Below are 18,641 nucleotides of genomic sequence, written 5' to 3'. Positions count from 1 at the left end.
CGATGCTGCCGGTTCCGATCGAATTCATCCTGCCCGACGGGTGGCGCTCGGTGCCGCCTGCGCAGGCCGGCGCCCCGGACACGGAATTCCTGGCGGTGCACCCCGGTTCGAGTGCGGGCTTCACCGCGACGATCGCCGTGACCGGCGGGGTGCGCGAGGACGGTGCGGGTCTCGACGAGCTCGCGGACGAGACCGCGCACCGTCTCGCCGGGACGGCGGCCGCGGTCACGGTCGGCAGGCGCGAACGTGCCGGCGGCCGCACCAGCGGCAGCCTCACGCAGGCGCTCGGCGTGCGGGTGCGCACCGGTGGCGAGCTCACCGACCTGGCTCAGCTGCAGACCTTCCTCACGGTCGCCGAGCGCACGGGTACCGGACGGCTGCTCGTCGTGAACATCGTGCTGACGGCCACGCCCGCACAGTTGGCCGAACTGATCGGCGACTTCCAGGCCTTCGTCGCGGGCATCCGGCCGGACCTGTCGGGCTCGCCCCGTTCGTCGGCTGCCCAGGGGCCTGCCACCGCGCCGGGTCCGGCCGTTCCCGAATCGCCGGCTCCAGGAACACCGCCTGCCGAGCCACCGTCTCCGGGGTCGCCGTCCGCCCGGCCCCGACCTCCGGCGCCGCCACGACCTCCGGCGCCGCAGCGGCCCCCTGCCTCGCCACGGCCACGACCGGCTCCCGGGGCGCCGGGTGCGCCCGCCCAGCGGCCGTCACCCCAGCGCCCCTCATCCCAGCGCCCCTCATCCCAGTCCCCGTCTCCGCCGGCCCCTCCGCAGCCGCACTTTCCGCAGCGGCACTCCACCCCGCCGCAGAGCACCGGAGAGGGCAGGCACCGCGCGCCCGACGGGCCGGGGGAGCGCGGGATCCCGCGACCGATGCCGCGTCCTCCCGCGCCTCGCGACCGCCCCGCCGCGGCGCCGCATCCGCCGCCGCGGCGGCCTGGCCGGCATCGCAGGGACCCCTGACCGGCGGGCCACCGTTGCCGTGCCGGTCCGGCACCCGCAGGTGGCATTCGGCAAGGACAGGACTGCGTGGATCCGCCCACGCGCGACCCCGGCACACGGCGAGGAGGTACAGGGACGTGACCGATCCCGGGCAGGATCTGATGCGCCGCATCGAGGCGATCGACACGGCGGCGGCCGACAACGCGCGGGCCGCGGAGGCGTACCGGCAGGTCACCGAGGAAATCGCCGAGGTGACCGGCACGGCGACCTCGGCGGACGGCGTCGTCACGGTGGTCGCGACCGCGGACGGCGGCGTCAGCCGCGTGACGTTCACCGGCGGTGTCGGCGACGTCGCGCCGGAGGCGCTGTCGGCGTCGGTGACACACACGATCGCGCAGGCCCGCTACGCCGCGGCGCGGCAGCAGGCCGAGGTGGTGCGACGCGGTTTCGGCGACACCGACCTGCTCGACCGCGTCCTGGACGCCGACGAGCGGGTGTTCGGCGACCGCAGACCCGCCGACCCGGGGCCGTCGCCGGAACCGCAGCACGTCTCGCAGGCACCGCCACCGGTCCGACCGGGTCGCCGTGACCGCCGACCGGAACCGGATGACTACTCGGAGTTCTCCTACCTGCGCCGTGGTCGCTGATCTGGACGATTTTGTAGGCAGTTCTACCGACAAACCCTTCCGGTGCGTGTCGTTAGCGTCGGCGACGCACCGGGCGACCGGCCGGTGGCCATCACGTTCAGGTGGGGGACACGATGACGTCGATCGACATCGGCATGCTCGGGGAACTGGATGTGCGCGTGGCCGGCGCACCGGTGCTCATTCCGGGTGGCAAACAGCGACTCCTGCTCGCGGCGCTCGCGCTCCGCGCGGGGCGGCTGCTGACCACCGAGGAGCTCATCGACCGGGTGTGGGACGAGGATCCCCCGAGACGGCGCGCACGACCCTGCGCGGCTACGTCAAACGGTTGCGGACCGGGTTCTCCCGCGCCGGGTCCGGCACCGCCATCGAGGCGGTCTCCGGTGGATACCGGCTCTGCGTGTGCCCGGGGGACATCGACCTGGAGCGGTTCCGGGCGTCGCGGCGGAAGGCGGCCGAGGCGTCCGCTCCGGCCACGGCCTGGCGGAACGGAGCCGGCGATCACGCGGCGCGCGGTGCGGCCGCGGGCAGGCGCGGCCGCACCGAGGAACTCGGACGGTTGCAGGACGCGCTGGGACAGTGGCGCGGACGGGCGTTGAGCGGACTCGAACCGATGCCGTGGGTCACGAGCGCGGCCGATGCGGCGGAGGAGGAGTACCTCCAGGTCTGCGAACGCCGCGCGGAACTGCGGCTCGAACTCGGCCAGGCGGAGCGCGCCGTGTCCGAACTACGTCCGCTCACCAGTGCGCATCCGCACCGGGAGAGCCTGTGGACGCGGCTGCTGCTGGCGCTGCACCACAGCGGCCGAACCGCCGAGGCGCTGCTCACCTACGACGAGGTGCGGCGCATGCTGGCCGACGGCCTCGGCGTCGAACCCTGTGCGAGCCTGCGGGGCGTGCACGAGCGGCTGCTCCGCGAGGACGGCCCGCAGCGTGCCCCGTCCGTGGGGAGCGGCAGGCCCGCCACGACCCCGCCCGCCGAAACCCCGCCCGCCGCAACGCCGCCCGGTCCGAACTCGCCCGCCGCTGCGGCGCCTGCTCCGAAGCCGCCCGTTCCGGCATCGGCTCCCGCGGCGTCGCCGGGCAGTGACCACGACCCCGCCCTCACCGTCGGCACGGCCATCCCCGGCGGCACCGGCACCTCAAGCAACACCGACACCCCCGGCGGCACCGACACCGACGTCGCCGCCGATGCCTGGACCGGCTCGCTGAGCGGGGCGGTCGCGGTGGCCGATGCGGCTCACCCGTTGCCCGGCAGGCGAAAGGAACTGGCCGTGCTCGATGGTGCGCTCGGCCGGGGGAGAGCGCGGCTCGTCGTCGTCGACGGTCCGGCAGGTGTCGGCAAGACGGCGCTGGTCTCCCACTGGGTGAGCGCGGCAGCGGCGGAGACGTCCCAGCCACGCTTTCCGGGCGGCGTGCTGCACGTGGACCTGCGCGGATTCGACACCGAACCCCCGCTGACGACGGCCGAGGCGCTGACCGATCTGCTCGTCCAGGTCGGCTGCGAGGTGGGTGAGCTCCCCGCCGAACCGGTGGCGCTAGCCGCGTTGCTGCGCCGGGTGACCACGCGGAACCGCACGCTCGTCGTGCTCGACAACGCCAGGGACGCCGAGGCCGCCCGGCCGCTGCTGCCGGGCGGCACGTCGGCCGCGGTCGTCACCAGCCGGAACCAGCTGCGCGGGCTGGTCGCCCGTGAGGGCGCGGTGCGGGTGAGCGTGCCGCCGCTGGGACCGCAGGACGGGGCGCGCGTGCTGGCCGCGTGCACCGGTGCCGCTGCCGGGGACCCGGCCGACGTCTACGAGTTGGTGGACCTGTGCGACGGACTGCCGTTGGCGCTGCGGATCGCCGCCGAGGAACTCACCCACGGTGGGGACTCGGATCCGGCGCGGCTCGTGGGCAGGCTGGCGGCCGAAGCGACCCGGCTCGACCAGCTCGACGCAGGGGACGAGGCCACCAGCATGCGTGCGGTGCTGACGCGGGCGCACGCGCAGCTCACCCCGCAACAGGCCGAACTGCTGCACATGCTGGCAGCCGGGGGGAAGCTGGACTTCGACGTCGACGACGTCGCAGGCCTCACCGGTCGTGGCCGGAACGAGGCGCGGACGCTGGTGCGCGGACTCGTCATGGTGAACCTCGTCGCCCAGCGCGGCCCGGACACCTTCCGGCTCGGTGACCTGAACCGGCTCGCCACCGTCGAGTGGCGGCCGTCGGACGTCCGGTGATCGTGCGTCTGGGGGTGGCACGATCACCGGACGGTCCGCCTCCGGTACCGGCTCGGCCGGATCAGAGGTCGTCGACGTTGATCAGGCCGTCCTGAATGGCCCGCGCGACCAGGGCGGCCTTGCTGCGCGCGGGCCTGCCCGCGTTGGCGTATTTCAGCCGCACGCGGTCGAGGTAGGTCGTGACGGTCTTCGGCGACAGGTTCAGCCGCTGGGCCACGAGGTCCCGTGACTCGGACTGGAACCACTCGACCAGCACTTCCTCCTCGCGGATCGACAGTTTCGGCCGATCCGAGCTGGTGTTGGCCGACAGGGCACCGGCCAGCGCGGGTGGGGTGTACGGGCGGTTCCGGGCGGCGGCCAACGTGGCGGACACGAGGTGATCGGCGCCCTCGGTCTTGGTCAGGAAGGTCACGGCGCCCAGATCGAGGCAGGTCAGCGCGGTCTGCTCGTCGTCGCGCATGGTGTAGACGATGACGTTCCTGCCCGCGTCGACGAGGCGGCGCAGCTCACCGAACGCCGGCGTGGTCTGGCCCGCCAGCTGCAGGTCGAACACCACGACATCCGCGGCGTCGCCCGGCGGCAGCCACGCGGTCTTCGAGGTCGCGCCGCTCGCCACGACCCGCAGCGGCTCCGCGGCGGCGGCATACCACTGCTCGATGCCGACCAGCATCGCAGGATGATCGTCCACGACCGTCACGGTGATTTCGTCCGCCATACCGCCTCTACCCAGAGCTTCCCGTTCTTCGTAGTGGTCGTGGTCTCGGTGCGGGTCCGTTGTTCGGCGTCGATCGCCGCGCCGATCTCGGCGGGGGCGTCGGCCACGACACTCACGCGGACCGCTGCCTGCGTGCGCATCACTGTGGCACGGGCCGTGGTGCGCGCCGACGCGAGCACCGCCGCCGCGGCCGCCACCAGTTCCTGCCGCACCGGCTGCGGCACCGGCCGGATCTCACCGCGTACCGCGAGCTGCACCGACACGCCCTGCCGCTCGGCCACGTCGATTCCCGCACGCAGCTCATGGAGCAGCGGGTCGGACACCTCGTCGGTCTCGGCGAACAGCTGGCGCATGCGGGCCGTTTCGATGGCTGCGCGCCGGCGCACCGTCTCGTCGCCCGGGTCGAGCGCACCGTAGGCCAGGCCGGTGAGCAGTGGGACGGTCGTGTCGAGCAGCCGGGCGTAGCGGGCCTGGTGGTCGCGGTGCGTGGCCTCGGCGACCTCCTCCGCGGTGCGGGTGCGCTCCTCGCGTTCGGCAGCCTCGCCCGCGTCGGACGCGGTGTGGTGCAGCACCACGGCGAGCAGGGCCACTGCGAGCTCCAACCCGAACACCGACACCGCCACCATGCCCATCTGGACCGTGATGTACCGCTCGGGCACGCCCTTGAGCAGCACCTCGATGAGAGTGACCAGCGCATGGCACGCGAAGAACGCCGCGATCGTGCGCATGCGCATGCGCAGCAGCAGGGCGAGGATGTACCAGCCCGCGATGCCGAACGACCAGTCGTCGGCGACGAGGAGCAGGTCGGGCGGAATCGGTATCGACGCCAGGGCGGAGGCGGCCACGCACACGCCGCACAGTGCGAACGCCAGCGGACGGGGCATCGGCCTGGGGCGCAGCAGGCCTGCCGCGGCAGTCACGGCGACGCCCGCCAGCATGACGAACGCGACCAGCTCGGTCCACCACGGACCGAAGCGGTCGCGGTTGGCGATCAGCTGGGGCAGGCAACTGGTGAGCTGCACCGCCACACCGACGAGCAGCACCGCGGATTGTGCGCCCCGTACCAGCCGGTCCCGCACCTGCTCGGCCGTCTGCCCGAGCGGCGGGGACGCCTCCGGCGACGGCGGATCCGGTGGGTGCGCAGTCGAGGCGGGCCAAGGAGCGGGTACCGGACCGGTCGCGGACGTGGCGGTGGCGTGGTCAGTCATACCAGCTCCAGCGGACCGTCGTGCCGTGGCCGGGAGCGGATTCGATCACGGCGGTGCCGCCGGCGTCGGTCATGCGCCCTGAGATCGACTCGCTCGTGCCGTGGTGGTGGTCGCCGACGGTGGCGGGATCGAAGCCGCTGCCGGCGTCGGCCAGTGTGACCTCGACCGCGCCCGCCGAACGCTGCACCCGCAGGTGGGCTTCGGTCACGCCGGAGTGGCGGGCCACGTTCTCCACCGCTTCGCGTACCCCGTGGGAGATCGCCAGGGCCGGCCGCGCGGGCAACGGCAGTGTGTCCGGAACGTCCCAGCTCACGTCGACGAGTGGGTGCGCGGTCGCCTGGCGGAGCAGGACCGGGAGGTCGACGGTGCCCTGGCGGGTTCCCGGCGGCGTGGGAACGGTGGTGATCGCGTCGAGGTCCCGGCGTGCGCGATCGGGCAGCCACGAGCCCTGGGGCGCACCGGCGCCGAGGGACACCATCATCAGCGTGGCGCTGGCCGTGTCGTGCAGCGTGGCGAGGTACTCGCGTTCGGTGCTGCGGCGGGCCGCGGCGACCTGGGCGGCGCGCCGTTGCGCGGCCGCCCGTTCCCGCCCGCGATCGGCCGCACGGGCGCGGGACCGGATCAGCAGGAACACACAGCGCGACAGCAGGGCGTCGAGCAGCAGCCTGACCCCGAACAGTGCTGCGTCGGCCAGCGGGCGCACCATCGCCGCACCGGCGACGTAGGAACCGGCGGCGACGACGGTGACCAGCAAGGCGAGCCGGGGCCGGGTGGGCAGTTCGAACTGGATGCTGATACTCGTGATGCTCGCGACCGCGAACGCCCAGCCGTTGTACGCGCCGATGGCCGTCCAGGGCTGGGTGAGTTCCACGGCCGGCAGCGCGACGAGCGCCGCGGCGACGACCCTGGCCGGTACGGCGTGGTGCGGGGCCCGCCACGTCCACCACGCAGACAGTCCGCACCATGCCGTGACGACTGCGGCGACCAGCACCGCCGGTTCGTAGCGGTCCGGCACGCCGATCATGGCGAGCGCGGTGCAGGCGAGTACCACGGCGATCCGCACGCCGACGGCGTAGCGGCGGAAGGCGGCGTACAGCCTCGCCTCCGTGGGGCCCGCACTGGCCGGGTCGCTCGTCGTCGCCTGCCGGATCGGTGCTCACCTCGTCTTGCGCCGTCTGCGCGCGCGTGCCGCGCGGTCCCAGGTCTCCCCAAAAGTGCGAGCGGAGGTTATCGCTCCCCACCGACTGCCGGTCAGCCGTATGCGCTGCCACCAGCGGAAACCGGGACAACAGGGACGAATCGCCGCGGCTCGCGGAGCGCAGAGCCAAGGCCGGGCACGGCGACGTTTGGGGGACGGGCACGGCGAGGCCGGGGCGCAGCGACGTCGGGGCACGGGGACGTCGGGCACGGGGACGACGCCACGGATCGGACACCGAGTCCCACGGTCACCGGGGTCGGTGACAGCGGCGCCGAGTCCTGCGCCGGAACCGGGGTCAGGGCAGCGGCACGGTCACCGGGGCCGACCCGTTGATCGAGAACCAGCACACGAACTCGCTGACCAGGTCGAACTCCACGGCGACCGGCGCGGCGCCGGTGGCGTCGCCGAGCTGCCCGGGCACGTCGAGTCGTACCGCGACGGTCACCTCCTCGCCCGGGGCGACACCGCGTCCGGGCAACGGAGTCCGGCCGCCGGAGTCGGCGAGCCGGTCGCTCAGCATGCCGTCGGCCGTGCGCAGGCGGGCGCCGAGGAACACGGGACCGTGCGCCGCGTCGGACGGCAGCCAGGTGCGGGTGCCGGAGTTGCGCAGCAGGCACGTCCCGCGGACGGTGGTGCCGCCCACGCCGGAGGTGGATGCGGTGACCTCGAGGTCGGAGAACGTCAGCTCGGCGCGGAGCCCGTCCGCGGCGCGGCTGTCGGGCGTCTCGACGCCGTCGCGGCGGAGCACGAACATGCGCCGGTCGCCGATCGCCGCGCGCGTGGGCTCCGGGAACACCGAGCCGTCGGCGTGGGCGGCCAGCACGTCCTGGAACGTCGGCAGGTCGACCCACTGCGGTGCCGAGTCGAGCAGGCAGAGCCGCAGGTCGGCGAACCCGATCCGGCGCGCCCGGTCCCACACCTGTTCGATCACCACGTCGTTCTCGAGTACCCCGAAGTGCCGCATCTCGTACTGCGACTGCGGTTGCAGCGAGTGTTCGGGGCCCGGTTCGGCGAACGCGGCCAGGCCTCCCGGCCGCAGCACGCGCGCGAACTCGGCGAGTACCTGGTCGGGGTTCGGCACATGGTGGAGTGCGTCGTAGGACAGGATCCGGTCGACGCTGCCGTCGGGCAGGTCGATGCGGTGGCCGTCGAACGTCAGGAACTCCGGTTCCGGCCGGTCGCCGAGCACGGGCTGGCGGGCGTACAGCTCGCGGCCGAGTGCGAGCGCCGACGGTGAGACGTCCGCGGCGATCACGTGGCAGCCGAGCTGGGTGAGCAACCGGCTCGTCCAGCAGGTGCCCGCGCCGAAATCCAGCACCGTCATGCCCGCCGCCGGTTGCAGCCCGCGCAGCACCTGGCCGAACGTCACCAGCAGATCGGCGGCCTCGCCGGGCTCCTTCAACGGCTTCGTCAGCAGCAGCTCGGCGTCGTCGAGCGAGGAGAAGTACTCCTCGGCGGTGGCGGCCAGGTCCTCGACCGTCGTGGTGCGGAGGAGTTCGGCGGCGTCGACGAACTCGGGGTCACGCGCGGCCGCCGCCCGGGCCGCGCCGGCTTCCGGCGCCGCCTGCTCGGGGGAGAGCCTGCCGGCGAACTCGTCCGAACTCGCGAGCGCTGCGCACAACTGCGGCTTCGACAGTTCTCCGCAGCGCAGCCGCTCCGTGTAGTACGCCAGCCCGTCGGCGTCCGGGGCTCTGCCGAGGATCAGCCGGTAGGCGCGATCCACGACGGCCGTCGCGGTGTGGGCGTCGGTCGCCGTGTCGGTCGCGTTGTCGGTATCGGCGGCGGTGGCTCCGGGCGTGCTCATCGCCTTCGAGGCTAACGAACGAGGGTGGCGGCACCGGGCGTTTCCCTCACGATCGCGGGCGGCCGCCGTCGCCGCCCGCCCGGCCGCCTGGTTACGCCGTCGGGTCCACCACGACCTTGCCGAGCACGGCGCGGTCCTCGAGTTGGGCGACGGCTTCGCCCGCCCGGGACAGCGGATAGGTCGCCGCGATCGGCGGATCGACCACACCGGACTCGAGGTAGGGAAGCAGCACGTCCCACTCCGCGCGCAGGCGCGCCGGATCGGCCATGACGTAGGCGCCCCACGCGACCCCGCGGACGTCGATGTTGTTCAGCAGCAGGCGGTTGACCTTGACAGTGGGGATGTCACCCGCGGTGAAACCGATGACCAGCAGCCGGCCCAGCGGGGCGAGGCTGCGCAGGGAGTCGGTGAAACGGTCGCCGCCGACCGGGTCGACCACCAGGTCGACGCCGCGGCCGTCGGTGAGTTCGGCGACTGCGTCCTTGAACCCGTCGGCTCCGGCGACGTCGTGGGAACCGACCGACGACACGAACCGCGCCTTGTCCTCAGTGGACACCACGGAGACGACGTGTGCGCCCATGGCCGAGGCGAGTTGGATGGTGGCCGTGCCGATGCCACCCGCCGCGCCGTGCACGAGCACCGTTTCGCCCTGCTGCAGCTGCCCTCGCTTGAGTAGCGCGAACGTCATGGTCAGGTAGTTCATCGGCAGGCAGGCGCCCGCGGCGAAACTCATCGCATCCGGTAGTGGGAACACGTTGGTGACCGGCGCGACGACCTGCTCGGCGAAGGCGCCCGTGGTGGTGCTGGCGGCGACGCGATCGCCGGGGGAGAAACGGGAATCGGCCGGGGCCTCGCGGACGACCCCCGCCAGCTCCCCGCCGAGCGTGAACGGCGGCTCCGGCTTGTACTGGTACATGTTCTTCGTCAGCAGCAGGTCGGGGAAATTGACCCCGGCCGCCTTGACGTCGATGAGGATCTGGCCGTCGCCGGCTTTCGGCGCGGGAGTGTCGATGACCTCGAGAGCTGCCGGGCCATCGGTGCGGGTGACCGTTGCTGCGTACATCCTTGTGCGCGCCTTTCGCCGTTGATCATCGATCGCGGGCGAGTCTATGGCGGTGGCGGGACCCCGGGACACCCCGAGGACCCGCCACCCGATGTGACACCGACGACCCCCGGCGCGCCCCCGGGGGACAGCCCTGGCCCAAGCCTCCGGTGCTTTTGGGGCGCACCAGGAGCGCGGCCCGGCGGTCACTTCTGCGAAGTCAGTGCCCTCAGGAACAGCGCCAGATTGGCGGGTTTCTCGGCAAGGCGGCGCATGAAGTAGCCGTACCACTCGGTGCCGTAGGGCAGGTACACGCGCAGGTGCCGCTGCTGCCCGACGAGCCGGAGCTGCTCGGTGTCGCGGACGCCGTAGAGCATCTGCATCTCGTACTCGTCGGTGCCGCGGCCCGACTCGGTGGCCAGGCGAAGTCCGGCCTGCACCATCGCCGGATCGTGCGTGGCCACCATCGGGTAGCCGCGGCCGTTCATCAGCACCCGCAGGCACCGCACGTACGCCTCGTCGACCGCATCGCCCTGGTAGGCCACGCTCGCCGGCTCGGCGTAGGCGCCCTTGCACAGCCGGATCCGGGACCCCGGTCCGGACAGGTCGGCGCAGTCGGCCTCGGTGCGTTTGAGATAGGCCTGCAGCACCGTGCCCAGCTGCGGGAAATCGCTGCGCAGCTCGCGCACGATCGACAACGTCGAATCGGTCGTCGTGTGGTCCTCGGCGTCGACCGTGACCCACACGCCGGCCTCCTCGGCCGCGGTGCAGATCTTGTGCGCGTTCTCCAGCGCGATCCGATCTCCGTCGGCTCCCACGAACTGGCCGAGGGCCGACAACTTCAGCGAGACCTCCACGGGACGGGGTCCGCCCGCCGCGGCCTGCTCGCCGGCCAGCGGCGCGAGAGCCGACAGGAGCGACAGGTAGGCCTGCACGGTCGCGGTCGCCTGCGAGGTGTCCGTGGTGTCCTCGCCGAGGTGGTCGATCGTGATGAACCGGCCCGAGTCGAGGATGTCCCGGGAGGTGGCGAGCGCCTGCTGTTCGGTCTCGCCGGCCACGAAGCGGTCGACGACCTTGCGCGTGAGCGAGAGCCGGGAGGCCATCCGTTCGAGGCGCTTCGACCTCGCCGCGGCGAGCAGGCTCGTGCGCAGCGGAGACGGCATGGTGATCACACCCCCTGGTGCGGGTAGCGGTGATCGGTCGGGGCCACGAAGGTCTCCTTGATGGAGCGTGCCGAGGCCCACCGCAGCAGGTTCTGCGGCGAACCCGCCTTGTCGTTGGTGCCCGAGGCGCGGGCACCGCCGAACGGCTGCTGACCCACGATCGAACCGGTCGGTTTGTCGTTGATGTAGAAGTTGCCCGCGGCGAACCGCAGCTTTTCGGACGCCCTGGCCACGGCGTCGCGGTCGTCCGCGATCACCGCGCCGGTCAGGGCGTACGCCGAGCCGGAGTCCACCGTCTCCAGGATCTCATCGAACGCGCCCGGCTTCGAGTCGTCGTAGACGTGGATCGCCAGGATCGGGCCGAAGTACTCCTGCTGGAACGCCTCGTCGGTCGGGTCGTCGCCGAGCAGGATCGTCGGCTCGATGAAGTAGCCGACGCTGTCGTCGGCGCCGCCGCCGGCGGCGACCGTCAGGCTCGGCGTCGACTTGGCGCGCTCCAGTGCGGCGGCGTTGCGGTCGAACGAGCGCTTGTCGATGACGGCTCCGCCGTAGTTAGACAGGTCGGCCACGTCGCCGTAGGAGAGGGCGCTGGTCTTGGCGATGAGGTCCTCGCCCATCTTCGCCCACACCGATCGCGGGATGAACGCGCGCGAGGCCGCGGAGCACTTCTGGCCCTGGTAGTCGAACGCGCCGCGGATCAGCGCGGTCGTGAGGACGTCGGGGTTGGCCGAGCTGTGTGCGACGACGAAGTCCTTGCCGCCGGTCTCGCCGACCAGGCGCGGGTAGGAGCGGTAGCGCGAGATGTTGGTGCCGACCTCGGCCCAGAGGGTCTGGAACGTCTGCGTGGAGCCGGTGAAGTGGATGCCGGACAGGCGCGGGTCGGGCAGCACGACGTCGGAGATGTCGGGGCCGGGGCCGGTGACGAGGTTGATGACGCCCTTGGGCAGGCCGGCCGCCTCGAGCAGCTGCATCGTCAGGTACGCCGACACGGCCTGGGTGTCCGACGGCTTCCACACGACCGTGTTGCCCATGAGCGCGGGTGCGGTGGGCAGGTTGCCGGCGATGGCGGTGAAGTTGAACGGCGTGACCGCGTAGACGAATCCTTCGAGCGGCCGGTACTCGACGCGGTTCCACACGCCGGGCACCGACAGCGGCTGTTCGGTCATCAGCTGACGTGCGAAGTGGACGTTGAACCGCCAGAAGTCGATGAGCTCGCACGGGGCGTCGATCTCGGCCTGGTAGGCGGTCTTCGACTGGCCCAGCATCGTCGCGGCGGCGATGGTCTCGCGCCACGGACCGGACAGCAGGTCGGCGGCGCGCAGGAAGATCGCGGCCCGCTCGTCGAACGGCATGGCCGCCCATGCGGGCGCCGCGGCATCGGCCGCCTCGACGGCGTCGCTGACGTCCTGCCGCGTGGCGTGCGTGAACGTGCCGAGCACGGAGGCGTGCTTGTGTGGCTGCACCACGTTCTGCACGGTCGTCGCGCTGCGGCGATGCTCGCCGCCGATGACGTGGTGGACCTCGGTGGGGTTCGCGTCCAGCTCGGCCAGCTTCGCCTCCAGCCGGGCGCGTTCGGGTGTGCCGGGCGCGTACGAGTTGACCGGTTCGTTCGCCGGCTGCGGAACGTTGGTGATGCCGTCCATGGACCTCGAGACCTCCTTCGCGGACGTGCGAGCGGGTTCGCACACGTGGGTAGTGAAGCAGCGCGTGAGCATCCGTAAACTGAGCCGATCGGACAAAGCGAGCGGGAATACTTCGTCCAATCGGACAACGACCGCGTGAGGGAGGTATCCGATGGCCGACAGCGGTCGCGCGAGCACGCTGCGCGAACTCGTCGACGCCCTCGACACCGCCGTCGTGGGCGCGGTCGTGGGCGATCCGTCCGCGGTGGTCTCCTCGGTGGCGCTCGTCGACGGCGCGGAGCTCGCCGATGGCGGGCCGGCGGAGGAGAAGACCTCCGCCCCCGACGTGTGCGTGCACGTGGGGGTGCGCGATGACGAGGAGCTGGCGTACTTCGCCGCGCTGACCGGGAGGCCGGCGAGTCTGCGGCCCCGAGCCGTGCTGTCGAAGACGGCGTCGCCGGAGGTGCACGAGGCGGCCCGGAGCGCAGGGGTGGCGTTCGTCGAGGTGCATCCTCGGGCGCGCTGGGACCACGTCTTCCCGCGGGTACAGCGCATGCTCGACCGCAGCCACCGGCAACCCACCGCACCCGCCGACCCCGACCTGCTCGCCGCCGACACGGACCTGTTCGACCTGGCACAGAGCGTCGCGCGCAACGCGGGCGGCATGGTGTCGATCGAGGACGCCGCCTCGCGGGTGCTGGCCCACTCGCCGTCCGACGAGACCGCCGACGAACTACGCACCCTGTCGATCCTCGGGAGGGAAGGCCCGCGCGACTACCTGCGGGTGCTGCACCGATGGGGCGTCTACGACCGGCTGCGCACCGGCGACGAGGTCGTCGACGTGCCCGAGCACGCCGAGCTCGGCACGAAACGACGGCTGGTCGTCGGTATCCGTGAACCGGCTGATGACGGGGAGACCGGGCGCACGCTGGGATCGATCTGGCTGCAGCAGGGTGAGCAGCCGTTCTCGCCGGATGCCGCGGACGTGCTGCGGGGCGCCGCGGCGATCGCGGCACGGATCATCGTGCGCACCCACAACGCGCCGTCCACGGAGGAGATGCTCATCCAGCGGCTGTTCGGGCTGCACGGCGAGGGCGTGGACGTGCCGTCACTGGCGGGTGCGCTGAACCTGCCGTCGGCCGGTCCGGTCGCGGTGATCGGGTTCGCGGCCTCGGAGCCGGGACGTCTCGGCCGGACCGGCAGCGTGCTGCGGCTGCACGCGAGCGCCTTCCGCCGTGACTCGGTGACGACGATGCTCGGCGACCGTGCCTACGTCCTGCTTCCCGGGTACAGCTCGCAGCAGGCGGTCGCGGCGTGGGCGCGGCAGCTGGTCGGGGCGCTCGAGGAGACGCGGTCGGTGGTGTTGCGCGCGGCGATCGCGGGCGGGGTCGCCCGGCTCGGGGACGTCGCGGCGGCACGTGCCGAGGTGGATCGGGTCCTGGACGGCACCGCCGACACCCCGCCGCAGGGGCGGGTGACGACGCTCGCCGAATCCCGGACCGCGGTGCTGCTGGGCGAGATCCTCGACATGGTCGGCTCGCGTCCGGAGATGCACGACCCGCGGGTCGACGCGTTGGGCGAGTACGACGACCGCCACGGCACCGAGCTGCGCGCGAGCGCCGCGGCGTTCCTGGCCTGCCACGGCGACGTCCGCAGCGCGGCCGAACGCGTGCGGGTTCATCCGAACACGCTGCGGTACCGCCTGCGCCGCGTGGAACAGCTGACGGGGCTGGACCTGCGCGACCCTTCGGACCGGCTGTTGCTGGAACTCCAGCTGGCCGTGCGCCTCCGCCACCGATGACGGCGTCCGGCCGGTGGTCAGGTCGCCTCGCTCGCGTGCTCGGCATGGTGGGACCGCAGGAGGGCGAGCACCGCCGCGGGATCGCCGGCGAACCGTTCGATCGGCAGCAACGCCAGGCACGCGCCGTCGCGGCCGGTCACCGCGATGTGGTTGCGGTAGTGGCGCGGGAACGTCCACCGCCTCCCGACGAACGTCCAACCGCGGTCGATCGAGGCGATGTCGGGCCACGGTGTCTCGCCGTACCCGTCCACGTCGGGTACGGCGAGCCCTTGAGCGGTGACCAGGAGCGGCGCGGGCCTGCGGGCGCGCGGATGGAAGGCCGTGGCGGCACCGGCGAGAGTGACGAGCCCGCCGAGCACGGCCATCACGGGTTCCGCTTCGCCGTCGACCCGCCAGGAGCCGACGGCCGCGACGACGAGCGTCACTCCCAGCACGAGCGTCGCCATCGCCGAGGACAGCCGGATGCCCCGCCGAGGGACGGCCGTGGCAGCAACGCCGTCGTGGATCGTCGGATACGGTGCGCGCCTGCCGCGGCGGCCGTTCGGCCAGGCCAGCAGCAGGAGGACGGCGCCGAACCCGGCGAGCAGGACACGGGCGCCCGGCGGCGCGCCGATCACGGGCAGCGCGGCGCAGACCACCATCGAGAGCCCGAACAGGCTGAGCAGGACCGGCACGACCAGATTCGCGCGGGTGCGCCAACCGCTGCCGTCGGGTGCGCGGCGGGCCGGTCGGCGTTCGGGCGTCGTCACACCTGCCATCGTCCCAGCCGAGGTAGGGCCGCCGGACCGGCCGGGTTCCACGATCTGGGACGAGGAAGACGGCGGGGGCCCGCCGTGTTGTCGATACCGGATCTATCGGCAACCCCGTCTTCGGAGCGGCTTCGTGTCCTTGCTGCGCGTGTATACGAAACCCGCGGTCTTCGCGTCCGCGGTCATCGGTTCTCTCCTCCTCGGTGCCGGGCTGGGCGCGTTGGCCCGCGTCACAGGGACGACCTGGCTCGCCGAGGTGCTGGACCACATCGGTTCGGTGTTCACCACCCTGCTGCAGATCGCGGTGGTGCCGCTGGTGTTCACCGCGATCATCGTCGGTATCAACAGCCTCCGCGGACTCGGCGGCGGGCGCACCGCGGCGCGGCTCGGCGGGAAGACGGTCGCGTGGTTCGCGACGACGTCCCTGATCGCCGTACTGATCGGCATCGGAGTGGGCCTGCTGTTCAACCCGGGCAGCGGTGGTCTCGGCGGGGTCGAGGCCACGGCCGAGAACGCCGAGAAGGCCGCCGGCAGCGTCGGGGAGTGGGGTTCGTGGACGGCGTTCCTCGACGGCATCGTGCCGGACAACTTCGTCGCCGCGTTCGCCGACGGGCAGACGCTCCAGGTGCTGTTCCTGGCGCTGGTGATCGGCGCCGCTGCCTACAGTCTGGGCGAGCGCGCCGCGCCGTTCATCGACGTCGTCACGAGCGTGTTCGAGATCATCCAGCGGTACCTCGGCTGGATCGTGCGGCTGGCTCCGCTGGGCATTCTCGGTCTCATCGGCTCCGCTGTGGCCGAGTACGGCGATTCGCTGTTCCGGCCGCTGCTGTCGATGACGGTGGCCGTGTACGTCGGCAGTGGACTGGTCATGTTCGTCGTCTACCCCACGTTGCTCCGTCTGGTGGCGAGGGTGAGCCCGGGACGCTTCTTCGGTAAGGCGTGGACGGCGATCCAATTCGCGTTCGTGTCGCAGTCGTCGGGTGCGACGCTGCCGTTGACGCGGCAGACGACGGTGAATCTGGGTGTCGACCCCGGCTACGCAGCCTTCGCGACGCCGCTCGCGAGTGCGACCAAAATGGATGGTTGCGCTGCGGTCTTTCCCGCCATCGGCGCGATCTTCATCGCCAACATCTCCGGGGTTTCGCTGAGTGTCGGGCAGTACCTCGGCATCGTCGTGGTGGCCGTGTTCGGCGCGCTCGCCACGGCGGGCACCACGGGCTGGCTCACCGCGCTGACGCTCACCGGGACGGTCATCGGGCTCGACCCGGCGCAGGTCGCCACGGGCATCGCGCTGATCTACTCGGTGAACCCGATCATGGACATGATGCGCACGGCGACCAACGTCGCGGGCCAGATCGCGGTGCCGACCGTGGTCGCTCGCACCGAGGGGCTGCTCGACGACGAGGTGCTCGACGCTCCGAGTGCGCCGCCGCTGTTGACGGACACGGGTGCCAGAGCGAGCGAGGAGAACGTCAAGGAGGGCGCGCCGGTCTGACGCACCGTTCCGGCACGTGCCGACCTGCGTGTGCCGGCACGGCACGGACACGGTGCCCACCTGGGGCGAGGCGCGCGATCCCACGGCGCGACATGGGATCGCGCGCCTCGCTGTCGGTGCCGCATGCTGCGGTGCACGGGGTGACTCGCGTTCGGTGGGTTACTGCGGTCCGGCGTGGCCCGTCGTTCGGTCGAGTGGTCTGTACCACGTTCGGTCCGTCGGCCCCCGCTGCAGACACGCGTACTACGGCGGGCTGGCGGGTCGGGGTGCCGCGTTTCGATCGCGGGCTTGGGAGGGTGCGCATCGGCTCGCGCCGGACCGGCGGCGAACGCGGAGTGGCTTCGTTCGAACCGATAGTGACTTCGACCCGAACGGAGAAGGGGCCTGAAAGAAACGGGCCGGAATGAAGAAGAGCCCCAGACCGATGGCCTGGGGCTGTGGTGCGCCGTCAGGGACTCGAACCCCGAACCCGCTGGTTAAGAGCCAGCTGCTCTGCCTATTGAGCTAACGGCGCGTCACGCGAATGAAAACCCGGTCGCTTCGGCCTGTCCGGCGCGGCGTCCTCGGTCTCCCTTGCGACGGGAAAAAGATTAGCACGGTGTGTACCGGCCCCGAACGACCCCCCTCCGGTTCCGCATCATCGCACGTCGGCGCTGGGGCGGAGGTGGAAGTGACGGCACCAGCAGACGACGCAACGAATCGGGGTGCTCGTACGTCTCACTCCTATTAACTCCGCCCTGCACACGGGGTGTGATCCGGCAGACTGGCGGTATTCGCACGAAGGACTGACAACGTCAACTGAAAGGTTGTCGATGGGGCGTTGGGGGATGGCCGCACCGGGCAGCTGGGCGCGGCTGGCAACGATCATGATCGTCGGGGGCGTGCTCGCCGCGGGATGCACGTCGACGGCACAGGAACGCGGCGCGAGTGGCGGTGGGGATGGTTCCGGGGACACGACGCGGCCAGCGCAGCCTGCCGAGCTGGACCTGTCGGTGAGACAGGGAGCCGACGACGTCGCGCCCGGCCGCGCGTTCACGGCCACGGTGCAGCACGGCACGATCACCGAGGCCTCCCTCGTGGGTGAGGACGGCACCGTCGTCGACGGCGGCACGACACAGCAGGACACCGCGTGGCGGGCGTCCGAACCGCTCGGGTACGGCAAGACCTACACGCTGAAGGCGACCGCCGAGGGGGACGACGGCGAGACCGTCACGGAGAAGGCGACGTTCACCACGCTCGTCCCACAGGGGCAGGCCGAGGTCTACCTCAACGTGCAGGAGGGCCAGAAGGTCGGCGTCGGTATGCCGCTGGTGTTCACGTTCAGCACCGACGTCCCCGACCGCAAGCTCGCCGAGCGGGCGTTGCGCGTCCGCACCGACAACGACACCGAGGGTGCGTTCCGCTGGCGCAGTGACTCCGAGGTGACGTGGCGGCCGAAGGCGTACTGGGAGCCCGGTACGAAAGTCACCGTCGATGCGGCGATCTACGGCAAACCGCTCGGCGGTGGCCTCTACGGAGCCGAGGATCAGCAGGCCTCGCTGGAGATCGGCCGCAAGGTCACCGCGATCGCGGACGGGAAGTCGCATCACATGTCCGTGTTCGTCGACGACGAACGGGTCAGGCGAATGCCGATCTCGATGGGCAAGCCGTCCTCGCCGACACCGAACGGCACCTACACGGTGATGAGCGAGCACAACGGCTACACGATGGATTCCAGCACCTACGGCGTGCCGACCGACAGCGGTGACGGCTACCGGCTGTGGGTCGAGTACGCGACTCGGATGTCGTACTCGGGCATCTTCTACCATTCGGCGCCGTGGTCGGTGGGGTATCAGGGCAATACCAACACCAGTCACGGGTGCATCAACCTGTCCACGGAGAACGCCGCGTGGCTGATGAAGAACTCGAAACCCGGTGATCTGATCACCGTGCGGAACGCGGGTGGGCAAACACTCGAACCGACCGACGGCTGGAGTGTGTGGCAGATGTCGTGGGACGAGTGGACCTCCGAGGACGCCTGAGGATCCGACGTCCGTGT

14 protein-coding genes and 1 tRNA gene are annotated in these 18,641 nt (G+C 71.8%); 6 read left to right on the top strand and 9 right to left on the bottom strand.

Annotated elements, in window-relative coordinates; genetic code table 11:
• The first annotated feature begins 2 nt into the window (after nucleotides 1-2).
• The 3 genes from FB384_RS24500 to FB384_RS24490 all read left to right on the top strand — a co-directional run bounded on the left by FB384_RS24500 (nucleotide 3) and on the right by FB384_RS24490 (nucleotide 3,806).
• The gene (locus tag FB384_RS24500; protein WP_183787211.1) at nucleotides 3-962 is read left to right on the top strand and encodes a hypothetical protein; all 960 of its coding nucleotides are present in this window, start codon (nucleotides 3-5) and stop codon (nucleotides 960-962) included.
• 116 nt (nucleotides 963-1,078) lie between these two features.
• Nucleotides 1,079-1,588: a YbaB/EbfC family nucleoid-associated protein gene (locus FB384_RS24495; RefSeq protein WP_323985425.1), complete on the top strand. Its 510-nt coding sequence runs from the start codon at nucleotides 1,079-1,081 to the stop codon at nucleotides 1,586-1,588.
• Nucleotides 1,589-1,856: 268 nt separating this feature from the next.
• Complete coding sequence (locus FB384_RS24490) at nucleotides 1,857-3,806, top strand: AfsR/SARP family transcriptional regulator (protein WP_183787210.1); 1,950 nt, start codon at nucleotides 1,857-1,859, stop codon at nucleotides 3,804-3,806.
• 61 nt (nucleotides 3,807-3,867) lie between these two features.
• Here FB384_RS24490 and FB384_RS24485 read toward each other — a convergent pair whose 3' ends face one another.
• From FB384_RS24485 to pruA, 7 genes are all read right to left on the bottom strand, one after another.
• Complete coding sequence (locus FB384_RS24485; RefSeq protein WP_308216668.1) at nucleotides 3,868-4,494, bottom strand: response regulator transcription factor; 627 nt, start codon at nucleotides 4,492-4,494, stop codon at nucleotides 3,868-3,870.
• Between the two features lie 5 nt (nucleotides 4,495-4,499).
• The gene (locus tag FB384_RS24480) at nucleotides 4,500-5,729 is read right to left on the bottom strand and encodes a hypothetical protein (protein ID WP_183787208.1); all 1,230 of its coding nucleotides are present in this window, start codon (nucleotides 5,727-5,729) and stop codon (nucleotides 4,500-4,502) included.
• Complete coding sequence (locus FB384_RS24475; RefSeq protein ID WP_183787207.1) at nucleotides 5,722-6,792, bottom strand: sensor histidine kinase; 1,071 nt, start codon at nucleotides 6,790-6,792, stop codon at nucleotides 5,722-5,724. The genes FB384_RS24480 and FB384_RS24475 overlap by 8 nt, the downstream gene beginning before the upstream one ends.
• A gap of 430 nt (nucleotides 6,793-7,222) precedes the next feature.
• Nucleotides 7,223-8,731 (bottom strand): methyltransferase domain-containing protein, encoded by a 1,509-nt coding sequence (locus FB384_RS24470; protein WP_183787206.1) that lies wholly within the window; start codon nucleotides 8,729-8,731, stop codon nucleotides 7,223-7,225.
• Nucleotides 8,732-8,822: 91 nt separating this feature from the next.
• A complete protein-coding gene (locus tag FB384_RS24465; RefSeq protein WP_183787205.1) occupies nucleotides 8,823-9,794 on the bottom strand; it encodes an NADPH:quinone oxidoreductase family protein in 972 nt (323 codons plus the stop codon).
• Between the two features lie 185 nt (nucleotides 9,795-9,979).
• Entirely contained in the window at nucleotides 9,980-10,936 is a 957-nt protein-coding gene (locus FB384_RS24460; protein WP_183787204.1) for a proline dehydrogenase family protein, read from the bottom strand.
• A gap of 5 nt (nucleotides 10,937-10,941) precedes the next feature.
• A complete protein-coding gene (gene pruA, locus FB384_RS24455) occupies nucleotides 10,942-12,579 on the bottom strand; it encodes an L-glutamate gamma-semialdehyde dehydrogenase (protein WP_183787203.1) in 1,638 nt (545 codons plus the stop codon).
• A gap of 151 nt (nucleotides 12,580-12,730) precedes the next feature.
• On the opposite strand from pruA, the gene FB384_RS24450 reads away from it, so the two are divergent.
• Nucleotides 12,731-14,359: a PucR family transcriptional regulator gene (locus tag FB384_RS24450; protein ID WP_183787202.1), complete on the top strand. Its 1,629-nt coding sequence runs from the start codon at nucleotides 12,731-12,733 to the stop codon at nucleotides 14,357-14,359.
• A gap of 17 nt (nucleotides 14,360-14,376) precedes the next feature.
• Here the strand turns inward: FB384_RS24450 and FB384_RS24445 are convergent, their stop codons facing one another.
• Nucleotides 14,377-15,108: a hypothetical protein gene (locus FB384_RS24445; protein ID WP_183787201.1), complete on the bottom strand. Its 732-nt coding sequence runs from the start codon at nucleotides 15,106-15,108 to the stop codon at nucleotides 14,377-14,379.
• A gap of 133 nt (nucleotides 15,109-15,241) precedes the next feature.
• Here FB384_RS24445 and FB384_RS24440 point away from each other — a divergent pair, with 133 nt between their 5' ends.
• A complete protein-coding gene (locus FB384_RS24440) occupies nucleotides 15,242-16,603 on the top strand; it encodes a dicarboxylate/amino acid:cation symporter (protein ID WP_183787200.1) in 1,362 nt (453 codons plus the stop codon).
• Nucleotides 16,604-17,041: 438 nt separating this feature from the next.
• Here FB384_RS24440 and FB384_RS24435 read toward each other — a convergent pair.
• Nucleotides 17,042-17,117 (bottom strand) — tRNA-Lys (locus FB384_RS24435).
• Between the two features lie 298 nt (nucleotides 17,118-17,415).
• On the opposite strand from FB384_RS24435, the gene FB384_RS24430 reads away from it, so the two are divergent.
• On the top strand, nucleotides 17,416-18,624 hold the full coding sequence (locus FB384_RS24430; RefSeq protein ID WP_228726668.1) for a L,D-transpeptidase: 1,209 nt from the start codon (nucleotides 17,416-17,418) through the stop codon (nucleotides 18,622-18,624).
• Nucleotides 18,625-18,641 lie beyond the last annotated feature (17 nt).

Source organism: Prauserella sediminis (genome assembly GCF_014195435.1).
Taxonomy (GTDB): domain Bacteria; phylum Actinomycetota; class Actinomycetes; order Mycobacteriales; family Pseudonocardiaceae; genus Prauserella; species Prauserella salsuginis.
Note: the sequence above shows the minus strand (reverse complement) of the source record. Positions and strands in the feature narration are given on the sequence as shown.

Bases quoted from the DNA above. Each gene is read 5' to 3' on its own strand.
- FB384_RS24500 (WP_183787211.1), top strand. From the start codon at position 3: ATGCTGCCGGTTCCGATCGAATTCATCCTGCCCGACGGGTGGCGCTCG.
- FB384_RS24480 (WP_183787208.1), bottom strand. From the start codon at position 5,729: ATGACTGACCACGCCACCGCCACGTCCGCGACCGGTCCGGTACCCGCT.
- FB384_RS24470 (WP_183787206.1), bottom strand. From the start codon at position 8,731: ATGAGCACGCCCGGAGCCACCGCCGCCGATACCGACAACGCGACCGAC.
- FB384_RS24465 (WP_183787205.1), bottom strand. From the start codon at position 9,794: ATGTACGCAGCAACGGTCACCCGCACCGATGGCCCGGCAGCTCTCGAG.
- FB384_RS24460 (WP_183787204.1), bottom strand. From the start codon at position 10,936: ATGCCGTCTCCGCTGCGCACGAGCCTGCTCGCCGCGGCGAGGTCGAAG.
- pruA (WP_183787203.1), bottom strand. From the start codon at position 12,579: ATGGACGGCATCACCAACGTTCCGCAGCCGGCGAACGAACCGGTCAAC.
- FB384_RS24450 (WP_183787202.1), top strand. From the start codon at position 12,731: ATGGCCGACAGCGGTCGCGCGAGCACGCTGCGCGAACTCGTCGACGCC.
- FB384_RS24430 (WP_228726668.1), top strand. From the start codon at position 17,416: ATGGGGCGTTGGGGGATGGCCGCACCGGGCAGCTGGGCGCGGCTGGCA.